Origin of the sequence: Serratia marcescens (genome assembly GCF_006715005.1) — a bacterium.
Classification (GTDB): domain Bacteria; phylum Pseudomonadota; class Gammaproteobacteria; order Enterobacterales; family Enterobacteriaceae; genus Serratia; species Serratia montpellierensis.
In genome coordinates this window covers 1,822,106-1,843,859 of sequence record NZ_VFMJ01000001.1, presented here as the reverse complement: position 1 = coordinate 1,843,859, position 21,754 = coordinate 1,822,106, and the positions used below count along the sequence as shown (strand labels likewise).

The following is a 21,754-nucleotide window of genomic DNA, read 5'->3' as shown; positions in this document are numbered from 1 at the left end:
AATCAATCACCTGCATTTATCGTAAGCGGTGTCGGAGGCAAGCAACAATGGCGAAAAGACGAGCAGTGCCCGGGGTACATCCCTACGATGGGCCCGCCGGCGGTTGGGGCGCGCTGAAAGCGACGGCCATCGCCGTGCGCACGCAAATGGATACCTTAGAAGCGCCGGTGACGCTGATGCGCACCAACCAACCCGACGGTTTTGATTGTCCGGGGTGCGCATGGCCGGATAAAGAACATCGATCCACCTTCCAGTTCTGCGAAAACGGCGCCAAAGCCGTGACCTGGGAAGCGACCAGCAAGCGCGTGACGCCCGAATTTCTGGCGCAAAATACCGTAACGTCGCTGCTCCAGAAAACCGATTACCAGTTGGAAGACTATGGCCGCCTGACAACCCCTCTGTGCTATGACGCCGGGACGGATACCCTGCGTCCGCTCGCCTGGGACGAGGCGTTTCAACGCATCGCCGCCGTCTTGCAGACGCTGCCGCCGGAGCAGGTGGAGTTTTACACCTCCGGCCGGGCATCCAATGAGGCGGCCTATCTGTTCCAGCTGTTTGCGCGGGAGTTCGGCAGCAACAACTTCCCCGACTGTTCCAACATGTGCCATGAGCCGACCAGCGTTGGCCTGCCGCAATCGATCGGCATCGGCAAAGGCACCGTCTCGCTGGACGACTTCGACAGCGCGGAGCTGGTTATCTCTATCGGGCACAATCCGGGCACCAATCACCCGCGCATGATGGGCACGCTGCATGAGCTGGCGCGCAAAAAGGTGCCGATCATCGTGTTCAACCCGCTGCGCGAGCGGGCGCTCGAGCGTTTCACCGATCCGCAAAACGTCGTCGAAATGGCGACCTACAGTTCGACCCCTATCGCGTCAACCTACTATCAGGTTAAAGCCGGCGGCGACGCCGCGGCGCTGAAAGGCATCGCCAAGGCGCTGCTGCAGCTGGATGAAACACAAGGCAATGCCGTGGATCACGCCTTTATTGCCGAGCACACGGAAGGATTTGCGGCTTTCGCCGCCGATCTGGTGGCTACCCGCTGGGAGGCTATCGAAGCGGAGAGTGGCCTGGCGCGCCGGGATCTGGAGCAGGTCGCTGCCGCCTACGCAAAATCCAACGCCACCATCGTGACCTACGGTATGGGCATTACCCAGCACAATAAAGGCACCGCCAACGTGCGTCTGATCGCCGATCTGCTGTTGCTGCGCGGCAATATCGGCAAACCGGGGGCCGGCATTTGCCCGCTGCGCGGCCATTCCAACGTGCAGGGCAACCGCACCGTCGGTATCACCGAAAAACCCTCGGCCGATTTTTTGGCGAAGTTGGAAACGGTGTTTGGCTTCACGCCGCCCAAAGCCCACGGGCATGATGCCGTGAAGTGCATGCAGGCGATGATCGACGGCGCCTCGAAAGCATTGATCTGCCTGGGCGGCAACTTTGCCGTGGCGCTGCCGGACTCCGAGCAGAGTTTCCCGGCGATGAAGGCGCTGGAGTTAAGCGTGCATATCGGCACCAAACTCAACCGCAGCCATCTGTTGGTGGCGAAACAAACCCTCATTCTGCCCTGCCTGGGGCGCACTGAGCTTGATCTGCAGGCCGGCGGTCGGCAATCGGTGACGGTGGAGGATTCGATGTCGATGGTGCATGCCTCGTCCGGCAAACTCAAACCGGCGTCGGAACTGCTGCGTTCGGAACCCGCCATCGTCGCCGGCATGGCCAAAGCGGTGATGCCCGCCAGCAAGGTGCCCTGGGATGAGCTTATCGAAGATTACGATGTGATCCGCGATCTGATCGAAAAAACCATTCCGGGCTTCGACGATTACAACGCGCGCATTCGCCAACCGGGCGGTTTTCGCATGCCGTTGCCGCCGACCGAGCGCCGATGGCCGACACCGACGGGCAAAGCGATGTTTTCCGTGTTCAACGGGCTGCATGAAGACGAGACTATCGCAGACCAAGACACGCTGCGGCTGATTACGCTGCGCAGCCACGATCAGTACAACACCACCATCTATGCTTTGGATGACCGCTACCGCGGGGTTTTTGGCCGGCGCGACGTCTTGTTCATGAATGACAGCGATCTGCAACGTTTAGGGCTGGAGCATGGCGACGTGGTCGACCTGGAAACGGCGCTGCCCGGCAGCACCCAGCGCCTGGAGGGCATCACGGTGATCGCCTACAACATTTCAGCCGGTTCGGTCGGCGCCTACTATCCGGAGGCCAACGTGCTGGTGCCGCTGCATTACATCGATGAGGAAAGCGGCACGCCGTCGTACAAATCGGTGCCGATCCGCGTAACGCTGAGATCCAAAGAGGTGCGCGAGGTCAACATCGCCTAGAGAAAAGCGGCTTGGAGGCCTTCTCCGGGTTGATCGGCCCGGAGAAAGGCTTCTCATACCCCTTTATACCTGTGCGACCAACACATTGACGTTGGCCGGGAAAACCAGCCCCTCCAACGCGTTACCGCTGTCGGAGGTCACCAGATAATCGACCTCGGGCCATTTGGCCACCAGGGTCATCGCATGCCCGCGCAGCTTGTTTTCGTCCGCCAGCACGATGCACTTGCGGCTCTGCGCCATCATTTTGCGCGCGATGGCCGCTTCATTGACGTTCTGATCCATTACGCCGGTCTGCACGTTGACCGCGCCGGCACCGATAATGGCGTAATCGGCGAAAAACGCCTCGATGTTATTCAACGCGATTGCACCCAGGCACGCCATTTTGGAGTCGATGAACTGCCCGCCGATCAGCACCACGTCAATGGAATCATTCTCCAAACAGACGTTGGCAATCAACGGCGAGTTGGTGATGACCGTTAACTGATCGACCGTTGCCAACTGCCTGGCAAACTCCAGCGTGGTAGAGCCGAAATCCACGAACACCGTATCGCCCGGCTGGATCAGCGTCACCGCTTTCTCTGCGATGGCGCGCTTCTCGGCCTCGGCGATTTTGGCCCGCTCGTTGAATTCATGCTCGAATTTAAACTGGCTGCTGACTGCCCCGCCGTGGATCTTCTTGATCAGCCGATAATCTTCCAGCTTGTTCAAATCGCGCCGAATGGTTTCCTGCGAAACCTGGAATTTATCCGCCAGCTCATTCACGTAAACCCGGCCGTTGGCCTGGATCAGCGCCAGAATTTCATTGCGCCTCTCCACGGAATTAGAGATATCCATTCACATTACACTCGCTGCCTTAAGTAAGGGTGACTGCTTGCGCCGAGACTCGCGGCGTCAACTGACGGAATACTACGGGTTTCAGGGCGTTAGACGCAAGCCGTTGCCATCGTTCACCCGGCGGTTTCGATGCTGATGTGCAGTGCGTCACGCTCACCGTCGGGCGGCAAGGCGATGTTGCGCAGCAGGATCCGCCGTTCCGGCAGGCAGCGGTGCGTTTTGCGATACAGCACTTCCTCGCCCAGACGCACCACCACCGAGCCGGACACCGCCCGCGCCACCCGCATATTGATCGTGACGGTGGTGGCTTTGCCTGACAGCGCCACGTTGGCAGGCGCGGTCAGGCGGATCCGTTCGTCATGCCGCACCGGGAGGATTTGCCGCGCCGGCGGCAGCGTGCGCTGCAGCGAACGGGCAACGGCCTCGCCAACGCGCAGCCCTTCCTGATAGCACTGGTCGCCCATGTCCGCCGGATGCAGCATGTTGCCGACGGCGAAATAGGCGGCGTCGGAACAGCGGCCGAACTGGTCTGTCAACGGGCAGCCACTCTCCGGCCGTTGCGCCAGGTGGCTCTGGCGGATCAGCGTATATTCCCCGGTGAAGCGGCCGGTGAAGATCAGGCTGTCGCAGGCGATGCGCTGTTTCTCTCCCTGACGGTTTTCCACCTCGATGGACTCAACCCGATCGCGGCCGGCAATATCGGTCACCCGCGAATAATAATGAATCGGCACCCCCATCAGACGCGCATAGAGCGCGCTCAGCCGCCAGGCGACGGGCCTGCCGCCGCTTTCAATCATGGCGACGGCGCGCACGCCGGCGTTACGCAGCGTCCATAGCGCGGAGAAACTGACCAGCTCGGTGCCAACCACCACCGGCGCCTTACCAGGTTGCAGCCCGCGCAGATAGACGAACTGCTGCAGCGCACCGGCGGTGAGTACGCCCTGCGGCCGCAGGCCGCTCACCAGGCGGGGATGGCGCGGCGTCTCACGCACGCCGGTCGCCAGGATCACCCGCTGCGCTTTCAAGGTGCTGACGCCGCGGCGATCCGTGATGCTCAGCTCGCCGCCCGGCTTGATGGCGAGCACCGTCACGCCGGTGCGGATTTCTACCTGCCCGGCGCGCGCCAGTATCTTGTCGACATAGGTGGAGCCGAGCATCGGCCGGTAAAACGTTTGCAGCCCGAAGGTGGGGTGCCGACAGTGTCTCGGCACGCCGCCCGCTTGCTGCTCCCGTTCCAGGATCACCACATCCTCGATGCCCGCCTGCCGCAGCGCGGTCGCCACCGCGATCCCGGCCGGCCCGGCGCCGACAATCGCCACCTGATACTCAGTTTTCATCAATGCTCCCTACGGCCAGCGTCTGGCCAAAACGATCGCCTACCATTTCCGCCACCCGGCTACTGCAATAAAAACCGTTGCAGCGCCCCATCATCACGCGCGTGCGCCGCCGCAACCCGCCGATGCACTCCGGCGGCACGGCGGAATCGAACGCCGCCTCGATTTCCCGCTGGGTCACCAGCTCGCAATGGCAAACGATGCCGCCGTTATCCGGGCGCGCGTAATCGCGCAGCGCGTAGTCGGCGAGCATCGGCATCTGCGGCCAATGCACGGTTTGCGGCGCCGTCGCCGTGAAGCACGGCGTAAAATGGTCGCGGTAAAGCTGCCCCACGTATTGCGCGATGCCGAGCGCCGCCGTCAGGCCGGTGGAGCGAATGCCCGCCACGCAGATCCACTGCCGCTCGGGATAGGGCTGAATGCGGTAGTGTTTCTGCTCTGTCGCCGGGCGCAATCCGGCATAGCTGGCGGTCACGCTGTAATTCGCCAGCGTGGGCAGCAGCCGGGTGCCCTGTTCGATAAGCTCGCGCATTTTGGTTTCGTCCACCGTCGCCGTCTCGCGATCCTGCTGTTCTTCGGCGGTCGGCCCCAGCAACAGATTGCCGAAGATAGTTTTCGACAGCAGTACCCCTTTGGTGATGGCCGTCGGTACCGGCAAGATGATGGCGTTGACCTGCCCGGCGGCGGCCTTGTCGAACACCAGGAACTGCCCTTTGCGCGGGCGGATTTCAAACTCGGGCTGATGGCAGAAACTTTCTACCCGGTCGCCCTGATTGCCGGCGCAGTTGATGACGATTTTGCCGTGAAACTCGCCCCGGTTGCTGGTTAGCCGCCAGCCGCTCGGCAAGCGTTCGGCGCCGGTCACCTCGGTATTGAAGCGATAGTCGCCGCCGTGTTTGACGCCCTGCGTCAGGTACGCCAGCGGCGTGCTCCAGGGATCGATCACGCTCTCTCCCGGCACCTCTACCGCCGCCAACGCGCCGGGCGCCAGCTGTGGCTCACGGCGATACAGCTCGGCGGCGTCGATCTGTGCCACGTCCAGCACGCCGTTGTCGTGCGCCTGCTGCACGATCACGGGCAGCGCCGCCAACTGGTGCTCGTCCCAGGCCACGACCAGCGCGCCGGTGGGCAATAGCGGCAGATTCATTCGTTCGCGGATGGCGATAAATTCCCGGTATCCGGCTTGCATGCAATGCAGTTCCAGGCTGCCGCTGGGCGCATCGAAGCCGGTATGCAGCAGTGCGCTGTTGGCTTTGCTGGCGCCGGACAGGATATCGCCTCCCTTTTCCAACAGCAGCGTTCGGGCGCCCATCAGGCAGAATTGGCGGAATACCGCACACCCGACCACACCGCCGCCAATCACGACAATGTCCCAATCCGTTTGTTCTTCCATCATGCTGATGTCCCGTTTTGATGTGATAACCACAATAAAACCACACAATAACCGCATTTGAAATGATAAAAACAACACAACTCCCAAAAAAAAGCCGCAGAGCGCGGTGATAAGCAAAAAGTATGAGGTCGATCACGCGGGGTTATTTTATCTTGTGATTTATGTTGCTTTAATGTGTGAAATTGAAGATAGATTATTAAAACAGTCACACAACCAACACCAGGCACAATAAAAAACAAAACCTATAAGAGAGCGAAGCAATGATGAATCAACGTTACGCCGCGATTGATCAGGGAACCACCGGCACCCGGGTCGTGGTGTTCGGCGAAGACGGCAGGCACCATTCGCCGGCCAGCATGCCGCACAAGCAGATCACCCCCAATCCGGGCTGGGTGGAACACGATGCCCTGGAGATTCTGGCGAATATCCGCCGCTGTCTCAGCCAGTGCGACATGGTGGACGCCATCGGTTTAGGGCATCAGGGCGAAAGCCTGCTGGCCTGGGACGCCGACAGCGGCCTGCCGCTGTACAACGCCATCGTTTGGCAAGATCAGCGCACCGAACCGGAGATCCAGCGCCTGAAACGCGAAGGCGTCGAACCGCTGGTGATGGCGAAAACCGGCCTGCCGCTCGATACCTACTTCTCCGCGAGCAAGATGGGCTGGCTGATGAACAACGCGCCGGGGGCCAGGCAGCTGGCGCAACGCGGCCGCCTGCGGCTCGGCACCATGGATGCCTTCTTCCTGTTCCACCTGTGCGGCCGGCATCTCACCGACTATAACTCGGCCTCGCGCACCTCGTTATTCAACATTCATACCCTGCAGTGGGACGAGGAGCTGTGCCGATTGTTCGGCGTGCCGATCGACAGCCTGCCCGAGGTCAGAGACAACATCGGCCACTTCGGCGACGTCGCACTCAACGGCAAACCGGTGCCGCTGACGGGCTGCATCGTCGATCAGTTTGCCGGCACCTACGGCCACGGCTGCCATCAACCGGGGCAGATGAAGATCACCTTCGGTACCGGCGCTTTTTTACAGGCGATCACCGGGCCGCGTCCGATCGATGCCGGCGAGTCCGGCCTGTTGCCCACGCTGTGCTGGAAGCTGCCCGGCAGCGAGCCGGTGTATGGTCTGGACGGCGGCGTTTATAACGCGGCCTCCGCCATTAACTGGGCGAGAAAGATAGGCCTATTCAACGATTTCGATGAATTCGGCGATTTCCCGGCCCAGCCGGCTATCGCGCGCGGCCTGGCCTTTGTACCGGCGCTCTCCGGGCTGGCCTGCCCGTACTGGGATCGCTCCGCCGCCGGGATGTGGGCCGGCCTGTCGCTGGAAACCGAACGCAAGGATCTGCTGCAGTCGATACTCGAAGGCATCGCCATGCGTTCCGCCGAGGTGATCAACGCCATGGATAAGTTGAAACCGATCGGCGACAGCATTTCGGTGGACGGTGGTCTGTCCGCCAACCGCTATTTCACGCAGTTCCTCGCCAACCTGATCCAAAAGCGCATCGTTACGCCCGCCAATAAAGAGATCACCGCTCAGGGCGTGGCGCTGTTGGCGCGTAAAGGGCTGGGCGTGGAACAGCCGCTCAAGGTGCTCAACCGCTATGAAGTGACGGAGCCCGCCGAGGTCGATATGGCGGTCTGGTTTGCCCGCTATCAGGAAATCATCGCGCGCTCGCGCGGCTTACGTTCATCGCAGGAGGAACACCATGGCTGAGTTCGGTAATTTCATCATCTATATCATCATGGCCGGCACTCTGATCGGGGCGTTGGCGTCGATCGTCAAACCGGAGGGCGAGCTGGGACGTGAGTTCGTCAACGGCATTCACGCCATCGGCCCGGTGTTTCTCGCCCAGGCGGGCATCATGGCGGCGATCCCAATCATCTCTTACCTGATCATGTACAGCATCGGCCCCTTCTTCTCGGCGCTCGGCTCCGACGCCTCGATCGCGGCGCTAGCGGTGATCGCCGTGGACATGGGTGGCTATCAGTTGGCTGACGCCATCGCCGCCAACCGCGACATGTGGATCGTCGCCATGTTGGTGGGCTACACCTCCGGCGCCAGCATCGTGTACCTGATCCCGGTCGGGCTTATCATGCTGAACCGCGACGACCATAAATATCTGGCGCTGGGCGCCATGGCGGGCCTGATCAGCATTCCGTTTGCCGTGCTGATCGCCCTGGTGACCATCACCTTCAACAACCTGCCGGTCAGGGAGATTATCTCCACCACGTCACCTGCCGCGCACTATCTGCAGTTGGACTTGCTGCAGGCGCTGCGGCTGCTGTCCCCGCTGTTTGCCCTGTGCTTCCTGTTGGCGTTGGGGCTGAAGCTGCGGCCGGCGGCGATGGTGAAAGGATTCCTGATCTTCGGCAAGGCGGCGGATGCCTTTATCAAGCTGGTGTTGGCGCTGTGCATCATCGAGCATTTCACCGGCGTGTTTAAAAAGGTGTTCGGCGGCTGGGTATTCGATCCGTTATTCGCCGACAAAGACGAATTATTCCGCGCTATCGAGATCGCCGGTTACATCGGCATTATGTTGGCGGGCACATTCCCCATTTGTTATTTGTTCCAGCGCTATTGCCGCAAGCCGATGCATTTCATCGGCAGAAAACTCGGCCTGTCGGATACCGGCGCGCTGGGTTTTATTATGGTATTGGCCAATATCATCGCCGTCTATCACCTGTTCAAAGGCATGCGGGCGCGCGATAAGGTGCTGTGCGTCGCCTTCGGCATTTGTGCGCAGGCCACGTTGGGCGATCACCTGGCGTTTACCGCCAACTTCCAACCTTCGCTGGTGCTGCCGATCATGATGGGTAAATTCCTCGGTGGCATGATTGCTGTCCTGATCGCCATCAAGATCTCGGTGCCGGAAGCCGAATTGCTGGAAAAAGAACAGACGCAAAGGCAGTCGACGGCCATCGCCGCCGCCGCTCGCTGAATTTATCCCTAAGCCATAAAAAATAAACGGGGCGCCGCCTCACGGGGAAGCTGCGCCCTTTTTTCGCCCCGGCCATCAATTATTGAGAGAACAAACGGTAATGAGAAAAATATTTTTAGCCTGCCCCTACAGCCACGCCGACGCCAACGTCGTGCAGCAACGCTTTATCGCGTGCAACGACGTCGCCGCCGCTATCGTACGCGCCGGCAGCGCCGTTTTTAGCCAGGTCAGCATGTCGCATCCGATCAACCTGTGTTTGCAAGAGCTCGACAAAACCGCCATCGGCAAGCTGTGGGCACCGATCGACGCCCTGTTCATGGCGGCGATGGATGAGTTGATCGTGCTCGATTTGCCGGGTTGGCAAGAGAGCGGCGGCATCAAGCGCGAGATGGACTTTTTCGCCGCACGCGGCTGCCGCGTCAGCCTGTGGTCCGAGGTCGCGGGCGAATTCAACTGAGGCGTGCGCCCCGCCGCTAAGCGCGACGGGGCAGCGGCTTATTTGCCGTTGGCCAATTCGCCGTACACCACCTGGCCGCGGAAACCGCGCCGCACCTGCTGGAACAGCTCGCGGAACGCCGGGTAATCCTGTGCCTGGCACAGCGCCTCCTTGCCGCGAATGGCGTTCACCTGCAGGCGGTGATTGACGATCACCTGCTGCCCGTCGCGCCGCCATGCTACGCGATAGTCGCCCGCCGCATTGCGGAACTGCCTGTCTTGCGGAATGGCGATGATCGGCACGTTGGCCGGCAGCTGCAGACGGTAGGTTTCGTCGTAGCGCTGCGCGCTGCAGTAGAACGGCGTTTCGTTGTCCGGTGCCGCCGTGGTGGTATACAGCGTGCGGAACGATTTGCCACCGGGCGGATTAGGCAGCGTCATGCCGCCCACCACGCCGAAATCGACGTAGTCGTCCGCCTTGAAGCGGAAGCGGTAACCGAACTGTTTTTTGAGATCCAGCGGATCGCTGTTCATCGCCACTTCGCCGCTGCCGTCGATACCGGAGGCGGACATGATCGACGCTTCGGCCTGCGCCCGGTTCTGCCGGTTGATCTGCGAGAAATAGCCCCGCAGGTCAATTTCTTCCACTTCGCTCAGCCGACGCTCGGTTTGCCCGTGCAGATTGCCCGCTTTGTCAAACACGAAATCGACGCTCAGCGCGCTCTTGACCGGCTGCTCATCGCTGCCCGGCGTGCGCGCCAGCTTGGCGTCGCGCGTCAGCAGCACCGGCGCCCCCAGATCGCCTTGCGGCAGTTGCCCGAACCGCGCCCAGGGATTGGTGGAGTCCAGGTACAGTTTGAACTCCGGCACATAGGTGATGGCGTGATTAAAGCGGCTGAGCAGCGGCACTTTAGGCAGTAACGGACCTTCATCCATACCGATCAGCACCGGTGAGCTTTCAATACCCTTGGCAGCGAGCAGCGCCTCCAGGATCACCACGTGGTCCTTACAGTCGCCGTAGTGGTTGTCGAGAATGCTCTGCGCCGAATTCGGCTCCAGCCCACCGTTGCCCAGGTACACCGCCACGTAGCGAATGTTTTGCGCCACCCAGCGGTAGAGGGCCTCTGCCTGCTCGCGCCGATCGCTGATACCGGCGGTGATGTTGTCTGCCAGTGCCTGGATGCCCGGCGTCACCTTCGCCGCCGCACCGGCCTTCAGCTGATAGGCCTTGGCCAACTGCGGCCACTCGCGATAGGTGCTCGCCATGATGGTCGGGCTGAAGGTCCAGCTGTCCGCTGCCCAGTTTTGTGATTTCATCGGCGCGCTGCGCGAATAATGCCAGCGCCAGTGCGCTTGGCCGTTGCGGATCTGCGGCTTGTCCCCGCCTTCCATGCCACGCGTGAAGATATGCATCGGCAGCTTGGCCGGTGCCTGCAGGGTCACTTCGGCGTCGTCGAACTGATCGAAAACGCTGAACGTCTCCCACAGGCCGAAATAGTCGGGGAAATACGGCGTGTTTTGCGTGCGGCGCAGCTCATACACCACCCGCGAGCCCGGCGCCAGGTTGGAGAACACGATGACGCGCACTTTGCGGTCGGCATACAGCGGGGCCGTGGCGCTGGAGTAACTCTCCTGGGTATAGATGCGATCGGGCGCCACGTCGTGGCGCTGGCCGTCGGCGGTCAGCGTGTAGGCGGCGACCACCTCCAGCGTTTCCATTTTTTCGCTGTAGCTCAGGCGGATCTGGCTGAATTTTTCGACCGCCGCCTTGGTTTTCAGCAGCACTTCGTAGCTTTCCGTCTTCACGTTGGTGGCGTTGGCGTTGACGCGGTAATCCGCGCGATAGCGCACGAAGCTGAAATCGTTGTTGGCCGTGTCGTTCTGGCCCTGATCCGCCGCGACGGGCGGTGTAGCGGCCAACACGGTGGCCGGGTGCGTTGCCGTCAAACCGGCGAATAACAGCAGGGAAGGAATAGCGATTTTCATCTTCGGTCCTTGAAGGGCAATAAACGGCGACGCCGGGCTACGCGCCCGTCCCGGCGTCAAAACAGGCGGGCACACTAATATAATTGAGAATCATTTTCAATAAACGGACCTTCAACGCCCGGGTTAACCCTGTTCTATCAGCATCACGGCGGTGGTCTCCGGCTCCAGCGCTTCGAAAACATGCTCGCGATCGGCGGAGTAGCTGATGTAATCGCCGGCGCTCAGCTCCAGCGGCTGATCCGCCGGCCCGAGGCGCGCTCGCCCGCTGCTGATGATCACATGCTCGACGGTGCCGGGGGGATGCGGCCGGGAAAGTTTGACTTCGCCGGGCTGCACCCGCAGCCGGTAAATGTCGCGCTGCGCGCCCGGCGGGCAGGTGGCCAACAGCGTGGCGGCGTAGTTGCCCTGCTCCGACAGCGCCGGCGTTCCTTCATGGGCGCGGATCACTTGCACCTGCCTGCTCGGCTGTGAAATCAGCCGGCTGACCGGCACGTCCAACGCCATCGCCAACGCCCACAGCGTTTCCAGGCTGGGATTGCCGCTGCCGGCTTCGAGCTGCGACAGCGTGGACTTGGCGATGCCCGCGCGCTTCGCCAGCTCGGTCACCGACAGGTTCAACCGCTCCCGCTCGCGGCGGATCGCCGCCGACAGCAGGCCGATCGGCGTGATGTTCTGCATTCGGTTATCGCTCATCGTTCGCTATACCATTCATTTGTTCGGCTTGACGAACGGCTGTGTGCGCGTTCATCATAATGTTCGATTGTTCATTTTAATGATTAAGCCGCTTCACCACAAGTACGGTCAGGCAGCGAGGGAAACGACATGAAAACGACAACGCGCGGCGCAGTGCAAATGATCCTCGCCATGACCATCTCCGGCACCGTGGGGTGGCCGGTACTCGTTTTAGGGCAGCCGCCTGCGACGGTGGTGTTTTGGCGCTGCGCGTTCGGCGCGCTGGCCATGCTGGCGACCTGCGCCGCACTCGGTCAGTTGAAACAAGGCGCGATCAACCGCCGCCAGCTGGCTTTCGCCATTCTGGGGGGCATCGCGCTGGTGCTCAACTGGACGCTGCTGTTTGCCGCCTATAAGCATGCCTCGATCGCTGTCGCCACCGTGACCTACCACGTTCAGCCGTTCATATTGGTGGTGCTGGGGGCGCTGCTGTTCGGCGAAAAACTGACGGCTGATCGGCTGGGCTGGCTTCTGCTGGCATTCGCGGGGATGGTGTTGATCGTCGCCGGCCGGCAAAGCGGCGGCAGCGGCGATGACTACCTGCTCGGCGTGGTATTGGCGCTCGGTGCGGCCCTGATGTACGCCATTGCGGCGGCGATCGTCAAACGGCTGGCCGCGTTGCCGCCGCAGCTCATCGTGTTGATTCAGCTGACCGTTGGCACGTTGGCGCTGGCGCCGTTCGCCGGCCTGGCCACGCCGCCTGCGGCCCCCCTCGACTGGCTGCTGCTGGCGACCCTCGGCCTGGTGCATACCGGTTTGATGTCCACGTTGTTATATGGCGCCATTCAGAAGATCCCCACGGCCCTGGTCGGCGCCCTGTCGTTCATCTACCCGGCGGTGGCGATCGTGGTGGACTGGGCGGTGTTCGGCCACCGCCTCAGCCTGCTGCAATTGCTGGGCACGCTGGCAATCCTGGGTGCCGCGGCGGGCATGATGTTTTATAAACGTCCATTCAACCTCAGCAGCAGCCGAACCTGCCGCCGTGAGACAGAAAAATAAGTGGGCATAAACGAATGCCAACGTCTTTTTTGTCTAACCTTATTATTGATGCTGCCACTCATTCTATTTAATCCATTCTAATTATTAAGCATGGAAATAATTAGATTATTTACCTTGCGTGTGGAGAAATATCAATATGAGCAATACCGGTGAGACATTAATCAATGCCATCGTCAGTAATCCTTTCCTGATGGCAATAAATAATTGTCCTGGCGTTCCCGCCCAAATGAGCCGGGCCGTTTATGGCAAAACGCAAGACGATAGCGGAGCCGGAACCGCGATCGAAAATAACCGTGATATGCAAAAAAATATCAATACTGCGCTGGGGTTCTCTGGGGCGAACTCGGAAACCGCCGTTTGGCATTTCATGATTGGCCCTCCCGTACACCATTTTGTGGTGATCCCCTGGTACCAACATACGGCGCCGCACGGACGAGTCTACACCGTATTTATGGCCTACGAGAACCGGTACTCGGTTGGCGGATATGTTCAGCATACGCCGCCGGCGCCTTCTGCGGTGAAAGGCTACCGTACCCTGTGGAGCGTGACCGATCTCGGGCAGATGTTTAGCGATTTGTTGACCAGTGGCACGGCGTGGCAAGCCTATTTCGGTGCGGTGGGCGCAGCGCAGGCCAATAAAATAACCTATTGGAAATATAAGGTAACGTCATTAGATTCCGCCGTCGCCAACGTCAACAAATATCGCTAATCCCACTCGGCGAGCAAGCTATGCACAATAAGACATTCGCCTTGCGCCCGGCGCGGTGTTATTTATTTAAACCGTGTAGGGTAGAAGGAGTGTTCTATGTGGCATCACCGCCTGCAACGACGCATCCGTTTCAGCTACTGGAACGAACTGTGCGTCACAAAAAAATAAGGGAAGGCGCAAGCCTTCCCTTTTGTCATTCACCGCTCAGATCAGAAACGGTCGGTTTTCACCACATCGTCGAACGGCAGTTTGCCGATGCGCGGATAAGGCTGCCCCGCCGCCTTGCCAATGGCGACCATCAGCGCGATCTGATAATGCGCCGGTTTGTTGATGATCTCGCCCACGGCGTCGAAATCAAACCCGTCCATCGGGCAAGAGTCGTAGCCCTGCGCCTTGGCCGCCAGCATCAGCGTCTGAGCGAAGATGCCGCTGCTGCGCATCACTTCGTCGCGCTGCACCTGCGGCTTACCGCGATAATACTGATCGACGGCCGGGATCATGAACTGCTGTACCGGCTCGGCCGCCTCGGCCCAGACGTTTTTTACCTGTGACTCCCAGCTCGACAGATCGCCGCACAGCACGACCAGCATCGACGCGTCGGTCACCTGCGCCTGCCCCCACGCCGCCTCGCGAATTTTCTCGCGCTGGGCGCGATCTTCGATCAGCAGCGGGCGCCAGTGCTGCAGGTTAAACGCGCTGGGTGCGCCCTGCAGCGCAATGTTCAACAGCGCTTTTTTTTCTTCTAGCGTCATCACGTGCTGCGTATCGAACTGTTTGGTGGCGCGGCGTTGGCGGATCGCGTCTAACGTATTCATTTTACTGCCTCTGTCCATGTGAAAAGTTCTATTGTCGTCAACGCGGCGCGGCTGTCCAGCCCCCGGCGGCTATTTCTGCGCGGTTTCGGCGCGCAAACGGCCGATCTGCGCCGTCAAATCAGGCCACGGCGCCTGACCGGCGTAGTGCTGCCGCAGGTAGTTGAGCAGGATGGCAATCTGCGCGTCATTCAGGTTATGACGAAAGCCCGGCATATAGCCCAGCTCGGCGTTAGCCGGCCGCTGTATGCCATCCAGCACCACGCGAATGGCATTGTCCGGCGCGTCGGCGAACAGGTTGGTGTTCAGCGCCAGAGACGGCCGCACCCCCGCCATCTGCGCGCCTTTTTCCTGCGCATGGCAAGCCATGCAGGCGCCGGAAAACAGCCGCGCCCCTTCCGAACTCAGAGGCTCCACCTGCCGTTCCGCCTGAGCGTTTAACGTGGCCGCCGTCGCGCCCGCCGCCGTTTCAGGATGATAGCTGCGCAGATAGACGGCGATCGCCTGCAGATCGGCCTGCGGCAAGCGTGACAACCCTTCTTCGATCACCGGCGCCATCGGGCCGGCGGCCACGCCGTGGTTGGCCGAGTAGCCGGTACGCATGAAATCAGTCAGATCCTGCTGCGTCCAATTGAGCGGCGCGGGCGAGCGGCCGGTCAACGCGGGCGCCGTCCAGCCTTCCGCCACGCCGCCGGCCAGGTGCTCGTCACCGGTTTTCTCGCCGAACAGCACGTTGCGCGGCGAATGGCAGGCGCTGCAGTGGCCCAGCCCTTCGACCAGGTACGCGCCGCGGTTCCAGTCGGCGCTCTGGGCCGCCTCGTCCTGCATCGCGCCCGGCGTCAGGAACAGCAGATTCCAGGCAAAGATGCCCTGGCGAATATTGAACGGAAAGTGCAGATCGGTGGCCGGCGGCCGGTACTTGACCGCCGGCTGCGACATCAGGTAGGCGTACAACGCCTGCAGATCGTCGTCGCGAGTGCGGGTAAAGGCGGTGTAGGGAAACGCCGGGTAGAGATAACGGCCCTGGCGGTCGACGCCGTGGCGCATGGCGCGTTCGAACGCCGCGTAACTCCAGCTGCCGATGCCGGTTTCCACGTCCGGCGTGATGTTGGTGGTGTAAATGGTGCCGAAGGGGATCTCCATCGCCAGCCCGCCGGTGTTGCGCTCGCCGCCCGCACGGGTGTGGCACACGGCGCAGTCGCCGAGATCGGCCAGCGTTTTGCCGCGCGCGATCTGCGCCTCGCTGAAACTGTGGGTCGCATCGGCGGCGAGCGGCGCGATTTCCGGCTGCCAACTGGCGACAACGCCGGCCACCACAACGGCGAGCACTGTGAAGCCACCCCACCCGACGATTTTTTTCATCTTACTCATCTTTGCTGTCCTTGTTCGTTACGGGGGGTTAATGGCCGGCCTGAGCGCGCAGCGCGGCAAGCACCCGCGCCGGCGTGAACGGCACCTCGCGCAGGCGCACGCCAAGCGCGTCAAACAGCGCGTTGCCGATCGCCGCCGCACTCGGCACCGAGGCAGACTCTCCGGCACCCATCGGCGCTTCGTTCGGGCGATCGATCAGCTGGATATCGATCTGTGGCAATTCGTCGAAGCGCAGGATCGGATAGCCGCCCCAGTCCAGTGACGTCACCCCCGTCTCGTTGAAGGTCACAAACTCTTTCAGCACCCGGCTGGCGGACTGGATAATGTTGCCGTGCACCTGATGGCGCACCCCGGCCGGGTTGATCATGCGGCCACAGTCATGCGCCACGAAGATTTTATCGAGCGTGATCTGACCGGAGCGACGGTTGACGCTGAGATCGCACACCCAGGCCGCCCAGGCGGCGCCGAATCCGGGGAATTTGCTGTGGAAATAGCGCGCGTAGGCGAAGCCGCGGCCGCTCACCACTTCGGCGCCGGCGGCGCGCGCCCGGTGCGCCGGGCCGTCTTGCCAGTTCGCCTGCCGTTTCAAGGCCTCAATCAAGGCCACCGCACGCGGATCGTTCAGGTAACGCAGGCGAAACGCGATCGGGTCCTCGCCGGCGCGCCAGGCAAGCTCATCGATCCAGGACTCATGGGCGAACACGTTGGGCAACGCTGAAACGCCGCGCATCCACGAAGCCCGCACGATCGGCGCAGCGTCCTGGCAGATCACCCGCATGTGCGGATACGCGTATTGCGGAATGGCGGTGCGATCGCCCATTTGTTGCACGTCGGCCCGGTTGGCCACCTTCCCGGTCAACACCAGCGGCAAGGTCACCGCATTGTTGGAGGGATAGCTGGTTTTCAATTCGTAGGCCGCCACCCGATTTTGCGCGTCAAGGCCGCCGCGCACCCGGATCAGCTGGCCGGTGCCCTTCGGTTCCCAGCCGGACTCCTGTTCGCGCATCAGCTGCACCCGCACCGGGCGGCCGGTGGCCCGCGCCAGCAGTGCCGCGTCCGCCGAGACGTCGTCGGCGCAGTTGCGGCCATAGCAGCCGGAGGCTTCCATGCGGGTGATGTGCACCTGACCAGGCGGCAGCTCGAGCAGCGTGGCGATGTCTTTGCGCAGATCGTGTGGGTTTTGCGTGCCGGACCACACCTGCGCCCGCCCGTCTTTGACCTCCGCTACCGCGCAGGAAGGGCCGATCGAGGCGTGCTGATGGTAGGGCCAGACATAGTCGGCCTGCACGTCGGTATGCAGCGCCGCCAGCGCGGCGTCCGTGCCCGCGTCGTCGCGCAGCACGCGGTCGGTTTTCGGATTGGCCTCCAGCGCGGTGGGCAGCGCTTCCGGCGACAGATCCGGCAATCCGGCCCAGGGTTTCCAGGTGGTTTTCAGTTGGCGCATGGCGGCGATCGCCTGCTCCTCGCGCTCGGCCACGATGCCGATGAAATCGTTGATCACCACCAGTTTCACGATGCCCGGCAGGTGCGCGATCGAATTTTCATCCACCGACAGCAGGCCACCGCCCAACGGCGCGCTGCTGTCGGCGCCAACGTAAGGCGGCCGCACTACCCGGCCATGGAGCATGCCGGGCAAGCGCAGGTCGTGCACGTAGGTCAGCCCACCGCTCACTTTGGCCGGAATGTCGACCCGGGCAACGGCGCGGCCGACGTAGCGATTCTGGTGTTCGCTGTTCAACTGAACGTTTTTATCCAGCATCACGTGCAGATTCTGCCCACTCGCCAGCTGCGCATAGCTCAGTGAGCGCCCCGGGTTTTTGGTCACAAATACCTGCCCCGCCGCCGCCGTCAGCTGTTCGGCCGGTAGTTCGAAGGCTTTGGCCGCCAACGCCGTCAGCATGTACCGCACCTGCGCCGCCGCCTGTCGCAGCGGCACCGACGTCACCTGAATGGTGGCGCTGGCGATAGTCGGCCCCTGATCCGGCGTGCGTTGCGTATCGCCAAGGATCATCGTGACTTGCTCGAACGGCACGCAAATTTCATCGGCGACGATCTGCGCCAGCGCGGTGCGAATGCCGGTACCCAGATCGACGTGGCCATTGAAGGCCGTCACCCGGCCGTCTGCGGTGAGGCTGATAAAGCTGTCCACCCGATCCAGCGGCAGATCGGCAGGCGATGCAACCGCCTCGGCGGCGAAGGCGTTAAACGGCGCGGGCAGCAGGCTGCTGACCATCACCACACCGCCGGCCTGCAGCAGCTGGCGACGGGTCAGTTCGAGGCGGCTCATGCTTGCCTCCGTTCGGCCAGCAGATCGCGGGCGCGCTCGGCGGCGTGCAAGATCTCAAGGTGAGTGCCGCAGCGGCACAGGTTGTAGGCCAACTCTTTCTTGATGGTTTGTTCGTCCGCCTCCGGCTCGCGTTCGAACAACGCGACCAGCGTCATGATCATGCCGTTGGTGCAGTAACCGCACTGCGCCGCCTGCTCATCGATAAACCCCTGCTGCACCGGATGCAGCGCCTCCGGTGTGCCCAGACCTTCCAGGGTGGTGACGGATTTGTTTCCGACGGCGGACAGTGGCATTGAACAAGAGCGCGCGGCGACGCCGTCGATCAGCACCGTGCAGGCGCCGCATTCGCCCAGGCCGCAGCCGTATTTGGGGCCGTTCAATTGCAGATCGTTGCGTAAAACGTACAGCAGCGGGGTGTCGGGCGCGAGATTGCCGAGTGGAACCACCCGGCCATTAACATTGATTTCCATGGTGAAACTATCCCTTAAGCAAACGGATTTAATCCGTAACATCACTACGATGAATGATTTCGCAGCGTGCTAATAATTATCATCAAAAGACTTGATAATGTTAAGGGAATGTAGCCGCCATGGCTTTAACGAAAAGTGGGTATTTTCTATAAATTTCCTATAGATAAGCCCTGTGTTATGATTACCGGCCGTGATTATTATCATTCATCAATGCGGCATCGGCGCCGTCGACCAACAGCCGGAGACCGGCTTCAAACAGCGCGTCTGCCCCCTTCTCCTGCAGCTTTTCCCAGCCTCCACACAGCAGCGGGTAGCGCCGGCGATCGGCTTCGTTCAGTGCATCATCGGGCTGCATTTGCTGCTCTTCCAGCACCCAACCCACCACGAAACGCCCGACGGCGAACAGCAAATTAACGGCGCGTTCCGGCGTAAAGCCCGCCCGGCACAGCAGCGCCACCTTGGCCTCGATGATGGCGAATTGCGGTTCCTGTGGCCGGGTGCCGGCGTGCAGGCGCGCCCCGTCGCGGTAGGCCAACAACGCGCGGCGGAAGTTGATCGCATTGGCGGTCACCCAGGCCTGCCAGGGCATGTCGGCGGGCACCTCTTCGCGGTGATCCAACATGATGGTTTCCGCCATCGCCTTCAGCAGTTCGGCCTTGTTTTTGAAGTGCCAATAGAGCGTGGGAGATTGCACGCCTAGATGTTGCGCCAGGCGACGGGTGCTCAGGGCATCAATGCCGATATCATCCAGCAACGCCAGCGCCCCGCGCAGGACGGTTTCACGCGTTAAACGCGCCGCAGTGTTTTTTTCGCTCATCTCTCTATCACTGATAGGGTAACTATGGAATACTTCATACTCTATCACTGTTAGAGTCACAATTTTGAAAAAACCCATGCTGGTTATTTTGTTGACGGTGTTGCTGGATGCGGTGGGCATCGGTCTGATCATGCCTATCCTGCCGGCGCTGTTGCGCTCGCTGGGCGGTCTTGATGCCGGCAGCGTGCATTACGGCGCTCTGTTGGCGGCCTATGCGTTGATGCAATTCCTGTTTTCGCCGATCCTCGGCGCGCTGAGCGATCGTTTCGGGCGGCGGCCGGTGCTGTTGATTTCGCTCGCCGGCGCGGCGGCCGACTACCTGCTGATGGCGTTCGCGCCGACGCTGGCCTGGCTCTATCTGGGGCGATTGCTGGCGGGCATCACCGGCGCCAACATGGCGGTCGCCACCGCTTATGTCACCGATATCACTCCCGCCGGCCAGCGCGCGCGGCGTTTCGGCCTGGTGGGCGCGGTGTTCGGCGTCGGCTTTATCGTCGGCCCGCTGCTCGGCGGCTCGCTGGGCGAATGGCATCTGCATGCGCCCTTCCTGGCGGCGGCGGTGATGAACGGCCTCAACCTGATGATGGCGTTTTTCCTGCTGCCCGAATCGCGCAAACCGCGCGCCCGCGCCGCCGAGAAAATGCGCCTTAATCCCTTCTCGTCATTGCGACGGCTGCACGGCAAGCCTGGCCTGCTGCCGCTGGCCGGCATTTACCTGATCATGGCGCTGGTTTCGCAGGCGCCGGCCACATTGTGGATTTTATACGGTCAGGATCGTTTCGGCTGGAGCATGATGGTGGCGGGCCTGTCGCTGGCCGGTTACGGGGCCTGCCATGCGCTGTCGCAGGCCTTTGCCATCGGCCCGCTGGTCGCGCGGCTCGGCGAGCGCAAGGCGCTGCTGATCGGTCTGGCCGCCGACGCCGTGGGCCTGGTGCTGTTATCGATCGCCACGCGCGGCTGGGCGCCGTTTGCCCTGCTGCCGTTCTTCGCCGCGGGCGGCATGGCGTTGCCCGCGCTGCAGGCGTTGATGGCGCATAAGGTGGACGATGATCACCAGGGCGAGCTACAAGGGACGCTGGCCAGCATGGGCAGCCTGATCGGCGTCGCAGGGCCGCTGGTGGCGACGGCGCTGTATGCCGCCACGCGCGATGTCTGGCCCGGTCTGGTCTGGGCGTTGGCCGCCGCCCTGTACCTGGTGGTGCCCCCGCTGCTGGCGCGATCGCGCGGCAGGGATGCAACGCCATAACTATTGCCGATCTTTCACTTTAGAAAGCAGAAACCGGCATTTTGCCGCCGGGATCCGCTGACCTATGCTAACCCGGTGTGATGAAACGCGTTTTCATGGCATGTCTTCCGGAACGTTTTGCTTTATTTGTTCGTCGTGAACCCTGGGCCGCGCCTGACTGGTGCGGCTTTTCTTTTGGTGCGGCAGTGCCAGCGGCGGTGAATTTTGTTATGTTAACCCGCAGATAAGCTTCCCGTTTTCAGCCGCCGGAACGACTCATGTTTACCCATAAAGCAATCGCCGAGCTCAACGCCCTGGAGCTGATGGTTTATACCTACGTCAGCAAACACAAGAATCAAGTGATGTACATGACCATCCGCGAGCTGGCCGAGGCCGCCGGCGTCTCCACCACCACCGTGCTGCGGTTTTGCAAGAAAATGGGGTGTGACGGCTATTCGGAGTTTCGCATCCGTTTCAAGCTGTACCTGGAACAAAGCGATGCGCCGCCGGTCGATTCCGGCATCGGTGAAATCCTTAGCTTTTTTAAAAGCGTCAGCAACGATGAATTTAATCAGCTGATCGATCAGGCGGTGCAACATATCGCCGCCGCCGAGCGGATTATTTTCGTCGGCATCAGTACGTCGGGCGCATTGGGGAAATATGGCGCGCGTTTCTTTTCCAACGTCGGGAAATTCAGCACCCATATCGACGATCCTTATTATCCCGTCAACAGCGACATGTATAAAAACGCGGTGGCGATCATGCTGTCGGTCTCCGGCGAGACCGAAGAGATCCTGCGTCTGGCCAGCCAATTCAGCCTGCATCACTGCAAGATCATCAGCATCACCAATAACGAAACCTCTTCGTTGGCGCGGCTGGCGGACTTCAACCTCTCCTACCACGTTCCGCAGCATTTGATTGGCGGGCATCACAATATCACCACGCAGATCCCCGTGCTTTACATTATTGAAACCATCGGTAAACGGCTCGGGCATATTAATCCGGCAAAATAAAACAGGCTGTTTTTTTATTGTGACAAATCACTTTTCACGGTGATTTGTT

The 21,754-nt window shown here is 61.2% G+C and carries 18 protein-coding genes; 8 read left to right on the top strand and 10 right to left on the bottom strand.

Annotation, left to right across the window (positions count from 1 at the left end; translation table 11 throughout):
• The first annotated feature begins 47 nt into the window (after positions 1–47).
• Positions 48–2,342 (top strand): FdhF/YdeP family oxidoreductase, encoded by a 2,295-nt coding sequence (locus tag FHU12_RS08785; protein ID WP_141968764.1) that lies wholly within the window; start codon positions 48–50, stop codon positions 2,340–2,342.
• A gap of 63 nt (positions 2,343–2,405) precedes the next feature.
• On the opposite strand, the gene FHU12_RS08780 is transcribed toward FHU12_RS08785, so the two are convergent.
• The 3 genes from FHU12_RS08780 to FHU12_RS08770 form a co-directional block, all read right to left on the bottom strand.
• Positions 2,406–3,176, bottom strand: coding sequence for a DeoR/GlpR family DNA-binding transcription regulator (locus FHU12_RS08780; RefSeq protein ID WP_060447144.1), 771 nt, complete (start codon positions 3,174–3,176; stop codon positions 2,406–2,408).
• A gap of 113 nt (positions 3,177–3,289) precedes the next feature.
• Entirely contained in the window at positions 3,290–4,513 is a 1,224-nt protein-coding gene (locus FHU12_RS08775) for an NAD(P)/FAD-dependent oxidoreductase (RefSeq protein ID WP_141968762.1), read from the bottom strand.
• Positions 4,503–5,906, bottom strand: coding sequence for an NAD(P)/FAD-dependent oxidoreductase (locus tag FHU12_RS08770; RefSeq protein ID WP_141968760.1), 1,404 nt, complete (start codon positions 5,904–5,906; stop codon positions 4,503–4,505). The genes FHU12_RS08775 and FHU12_RS08770 overlap by 11 nt, the downstream gene beginning before the upstream one ends.
• Before the next feature lie 257 nt (positions 5,907–6,163).
• Here FHU12_RS08770 and FHU12_RS08765 point away from each other — a divergent pair, with 257 nt between their 5' ends.
• The 3 genes from FHU12_RS08765 (at position 6,164) to FHU12_RS08755 (ending at position 9,306) form a co-directional block, all read left to right on the top strand.
• On the top strand, positions 6,164–7,624 hold the full coding sequence (locus FHU12_RS08765; protein WP_141968758.1) for an FGGY-family carbohydrate kinase: 1,461 nt from the start codon (positions 6,164–6,166) through the stop codon (positions 7,622–7,624).
• Positions 7,617–8,849, top strand: coding sequence for an ethanolamine utilization protein EutH (gene eutH, locus FHU12_RS08760; RefSeq protein ID WP_141968756.1), 1,233 nt, complete (start codon positions 7,617–7,619; stop codon positions 8,847–8,849). Before FHU12_RS08765 ends, eutH begins: the two co-directional genes overlap by 8 nt.
• 100 nt (positions 8,850–8,949) lie before the next feature.
• Positions 8,950–9,306 (top strand): DUF1937 family protein, encoded by a 357-nt coding sequence (locus FHU12_RS08755; RefSeq protein WP_141968754.1) that lies wholly within the window; start codon positions 8,950–8,952, stop codon positions 9,304–9,306.
• A gap of 38 nt (positions 9,307–9,344) precedes the next feature.
• Here the strand turns inward: FHU12_RS08755 and FHU12_RS08750 are convergent, their stop codons facing one another.
• Both FHU12_RS08750 and FHU12_RS08745 read right to left on the bottom strand, forming a co-directional pair.
• Positions 9,345–11,270: a DUF3857 domain-containing protein gene (locus tag FHU12_RS08750; protein WP_141968752.1), complete on the bottom strand. Its 1,926-nt coding sequence runs from the start codon at positions 11,268–11,270 to the stop codon at positions 9,345–9,347.
• Positions 11,271–11,393: 123 nt separating this feature from the next.
• Positions 11,394–11,963 carry a helix-turn-helix domain-containing protein gene (locus FHU12_RS08745; protein ID WP_230489850.1) on the bottom strand — a complete coding sequence of 190 codons (570 nt, stop codon included), beginning with the start codon at positions 11,961–11,963 and terminating at the stop codon, positions 11,394–11,396.
• A gap of 129 nt (positions 11,964–12,092) precedes the next feature.
• On the opposite strand from FHU12_RS08745, the gene FHU12_RS08740 reads away from it, so the two are divergent.
• Together FHU12_RS08740 and FHU12_RS08735 are read left to right on the top strand one after the other, a co-directional pair.
• Positions 12,093–13,001: a DMT family transporter gene (locus FHU12_RS08740; RefSeq protein WP_141968750.1), complete on the top strand. Its 909-nt coding sequence runs from the start codon at positions 12,093–12,095 to the stop codon at positions 12,999–13,001.
• A 136-nt stretch (positions 13,002–13,137) separates the two neighbouring features.
• On the top strand, positions 13,138–13,710 hold the full coding sequence (locus tag FHU12_RS08735) for a hypothetical protein (RefSeq protein WP_185742290.1): 573 nt from the start codon (positions 13,138–13,140) through the stop codon (positions 13,708–13,710).
• 209 nt (positions 13,711–13,919) lie between these two features.
• Here the strand turns inward: FHU12_RS08735 and FHU12_RS08730 are convergent, their stop codons facing one another.
• From FHU12_RS08730 to tetR, 5 genes are all read right to left on the bottom strand, one after another.
• Entirely contained in the window at positions 13,920–14,525 is a 606-nt protein-coding gene (locus tag FHU12_RS08730; protein ID WP_141968748.1) for a nitroreductase family protein, read from the bottom strand.
• Positions 14,526–14,594: 69 nt separating this feature from the next.
• Positions 14,595–15,893: a c-type cytochrome gene (locus tag FHU12_RS08725; protein WP_141968746.1), complete on the bottom strand. Its 1,299-nt coding sequence runs from the start codon at positions 15,891–15,893 to the stop codon at positions 14,595–14,597.
• Between the two features lie 28 nt (positions 15,894–15,921).
• Complete coding sequence (locus FHU12_RS08720; protein ID WP_141968745.1) at positions 15,922–18,180, bottom strand: xanthine dehydrogenase family protein molybdopterin-binding subunit; 2,259 nt, start codon at positions 18,178–18,180, stop codon at positions 15,922–15,924.
• Complete coding sequence (locus tag FHU12_RS08715; protein WP_141968742.1) at positions 18,177–18,650, bottom strand: (2Fe-2S)-binding protein; 474 nt, start codon at positions 18,648–18,650, stop codon at positions 18,177–18,179. Before FHU12_RS08715 ends, FHU12_RS08720 begins: the two co-directional genes overlap by 4 nt.
• A 181-nt stretch (positions 18,651–18,831) precedes the next feature.
• The gene (gene tetR / locus FHU12_RS08710; protein WP_141968740.1) at positions 18,832–19,467 is read right to left on the bottom strand and encodes a tetracycline resistance transcriptional repressor TetR; all 636 of its coding nucleotides are present in this window, start codon (positions 19,465–19,467) and stop codon (positions 18,832–18,834) included.
• A 64-nt stretch (positions 19,468–19,531) separates the two neighbouring features.
• On the opposite strand from tetR, the gene tet(41) reads away from it, so the two are divergent.
• Entirely contained in the window at positions 19,532–20,713 is a 1,182-nt protein-coding gene (gene tet(41), locus FHU12_RS08705; RefSeq protein WP_141968738.1) for a tetracycline efflux MFS transporter Tet(41), read from the top strand.
• Between the two features lie 257 nt (positions 20,714–20,970).
• Positions 20,971–21,705: a MurR/RpiR family transcriptional regulator gene (locus FHU12_RS08700; protein WP_141968735.1), complete on the top strand. Its 735-nt coding sequence runs from the start codon at positions 20,971–20,973 to the stop codon at positions 21,703–21,705.
• Positions 21,706–21,754 lie beyond the last annotated feature (49 nt).

What these genes read in the sequence shown, in the direction of transcription:
- FHU12_RS08740 (WP_141968750.1), top strand. Translation starts at nt 12,093, where the DNA reads ATGAAAACGACAACGCGCGGCGCAGTGCAAATGATCCTCGCCATGACC.
- FHU12_RS08775 (WP_141968762.1), bottom strand. Translation starts at nt 4,513, where the DNA reads ATGAAAACTGAGTATCAGGTGGCGATTGTCGGCGCCGGGCCGGCCGGG.
- FHU12_RS08720 (WP_141968745.1), bottom strand. Translation starts at nt 18,180, where the DNA reads ATGAGCCGCCTCGAACTGACCCGTCGCCAGCTGCTGCAGGCCGGCGGT.
- eutH (WP_141968756.1), top strand. Translation starts at nt 7,617, where the DNA reads ATGGCTGAGTTCGGTAATTTCATCATCTATATCATCATGGCCGGCACT.
- FHU12_RS08725 (WP_141968746.1), bottom strand. Translation starts at nt 15,893, where the DNA reads ATGAGTAAGATGAAAAAAATCGTCGGGTGGGGTGGCTTCACAGTGCTC.
- FHU12_RS08715 (WP_141968742.1), bottom strand. Translation starts at nt 18,650, where the DNA reads ATGGAAATCAATGTTAATGGCCGGGTGGTTCCACTCGGCAATCTCGCG.
- FHU12_RS08770 (WP_141968760.1), bottom strand. Translation starts at nt 5,906, where the DNA reads ATGATGGAAGAACAAACGGATTGGGACATTGTCGTGATTGGCGGCGGT.
- FHU12_RS08750 (WP_141968752.1), bottom strand. Translation starts at nt 11,270, where the DNA reads ATGAAAATCGCTATTCCTTCCCTGCTGTTATTCGCCGGTTTGACGGCA.
- FHU12_RS08780 (WP_060447144.1), bottom strand. Translation starts at nt 3,176, where the DNA reads ATGGATATCTCTAATTCCGTGGAGAGGCGCAATGAAATTCTGGCGCTG.
- FHU12_RS08700 (WP_141968735.1), top strand. Translation starts at nt 20,971, where the DNA reads ATGTTTACCCATAAAGCAATCGCCGAGCTCAACGCCCTGGAGCTGATG.
- FHU12_RS08730 (WP_141968748.1), bottom strand. Translation starts at nt 14,525, where the DNA reads ATGAATACGTTAGACGCGATCCGCCAACGCCGCGCCACCAAACAGTTC.
- FHU12_RS08745 (WP_230489850.1), bottom strand. Translation starts at nt 11,963, where the DNA reads ATGAGCGATAACCGAATGCAGAACATCACGCCGATCGGCCTGCTGTCG.
- FHU12_RS08735 (WP_185742290.1), top strand. Translation starts at nt 13,138, where the DNA reads ATGAGCAATACCGGTGAGACATTAATCAATGCCATCGTCAGTAATCCT.
- FHU12_RS08785 (WP_141968764.1), top strand. Translation starts at nt 48, where the DNA reads ATGGCGAAAAGACGAGCAGTGCCCGGGGTACATCCCTACGATGGGCCC.
- FHU12_RS08755 (WP_141968754.1), top strand. Translation starts at nt 8,950, where the DNA reads ATGAGAAAAATATTTTTAGCCTGCCCCTACAGCCACGCCGACGCCAAC.
- FHU12_RS08765 (WP_141968758.1), top strand. Translation starts at nt 6,164, where the DNA reads ATGATGAATCAACGTTACGCCGCGATTGATCAGGGAACCACCGGCACC.
- tetR (WP_141968740.1), bottom strand. Translation starts at nt 19,467, where the DNA reads ATGAGCGAAAAAAACACTGCGGCGCGTTTAACGCGTGAAACCGTCCTG.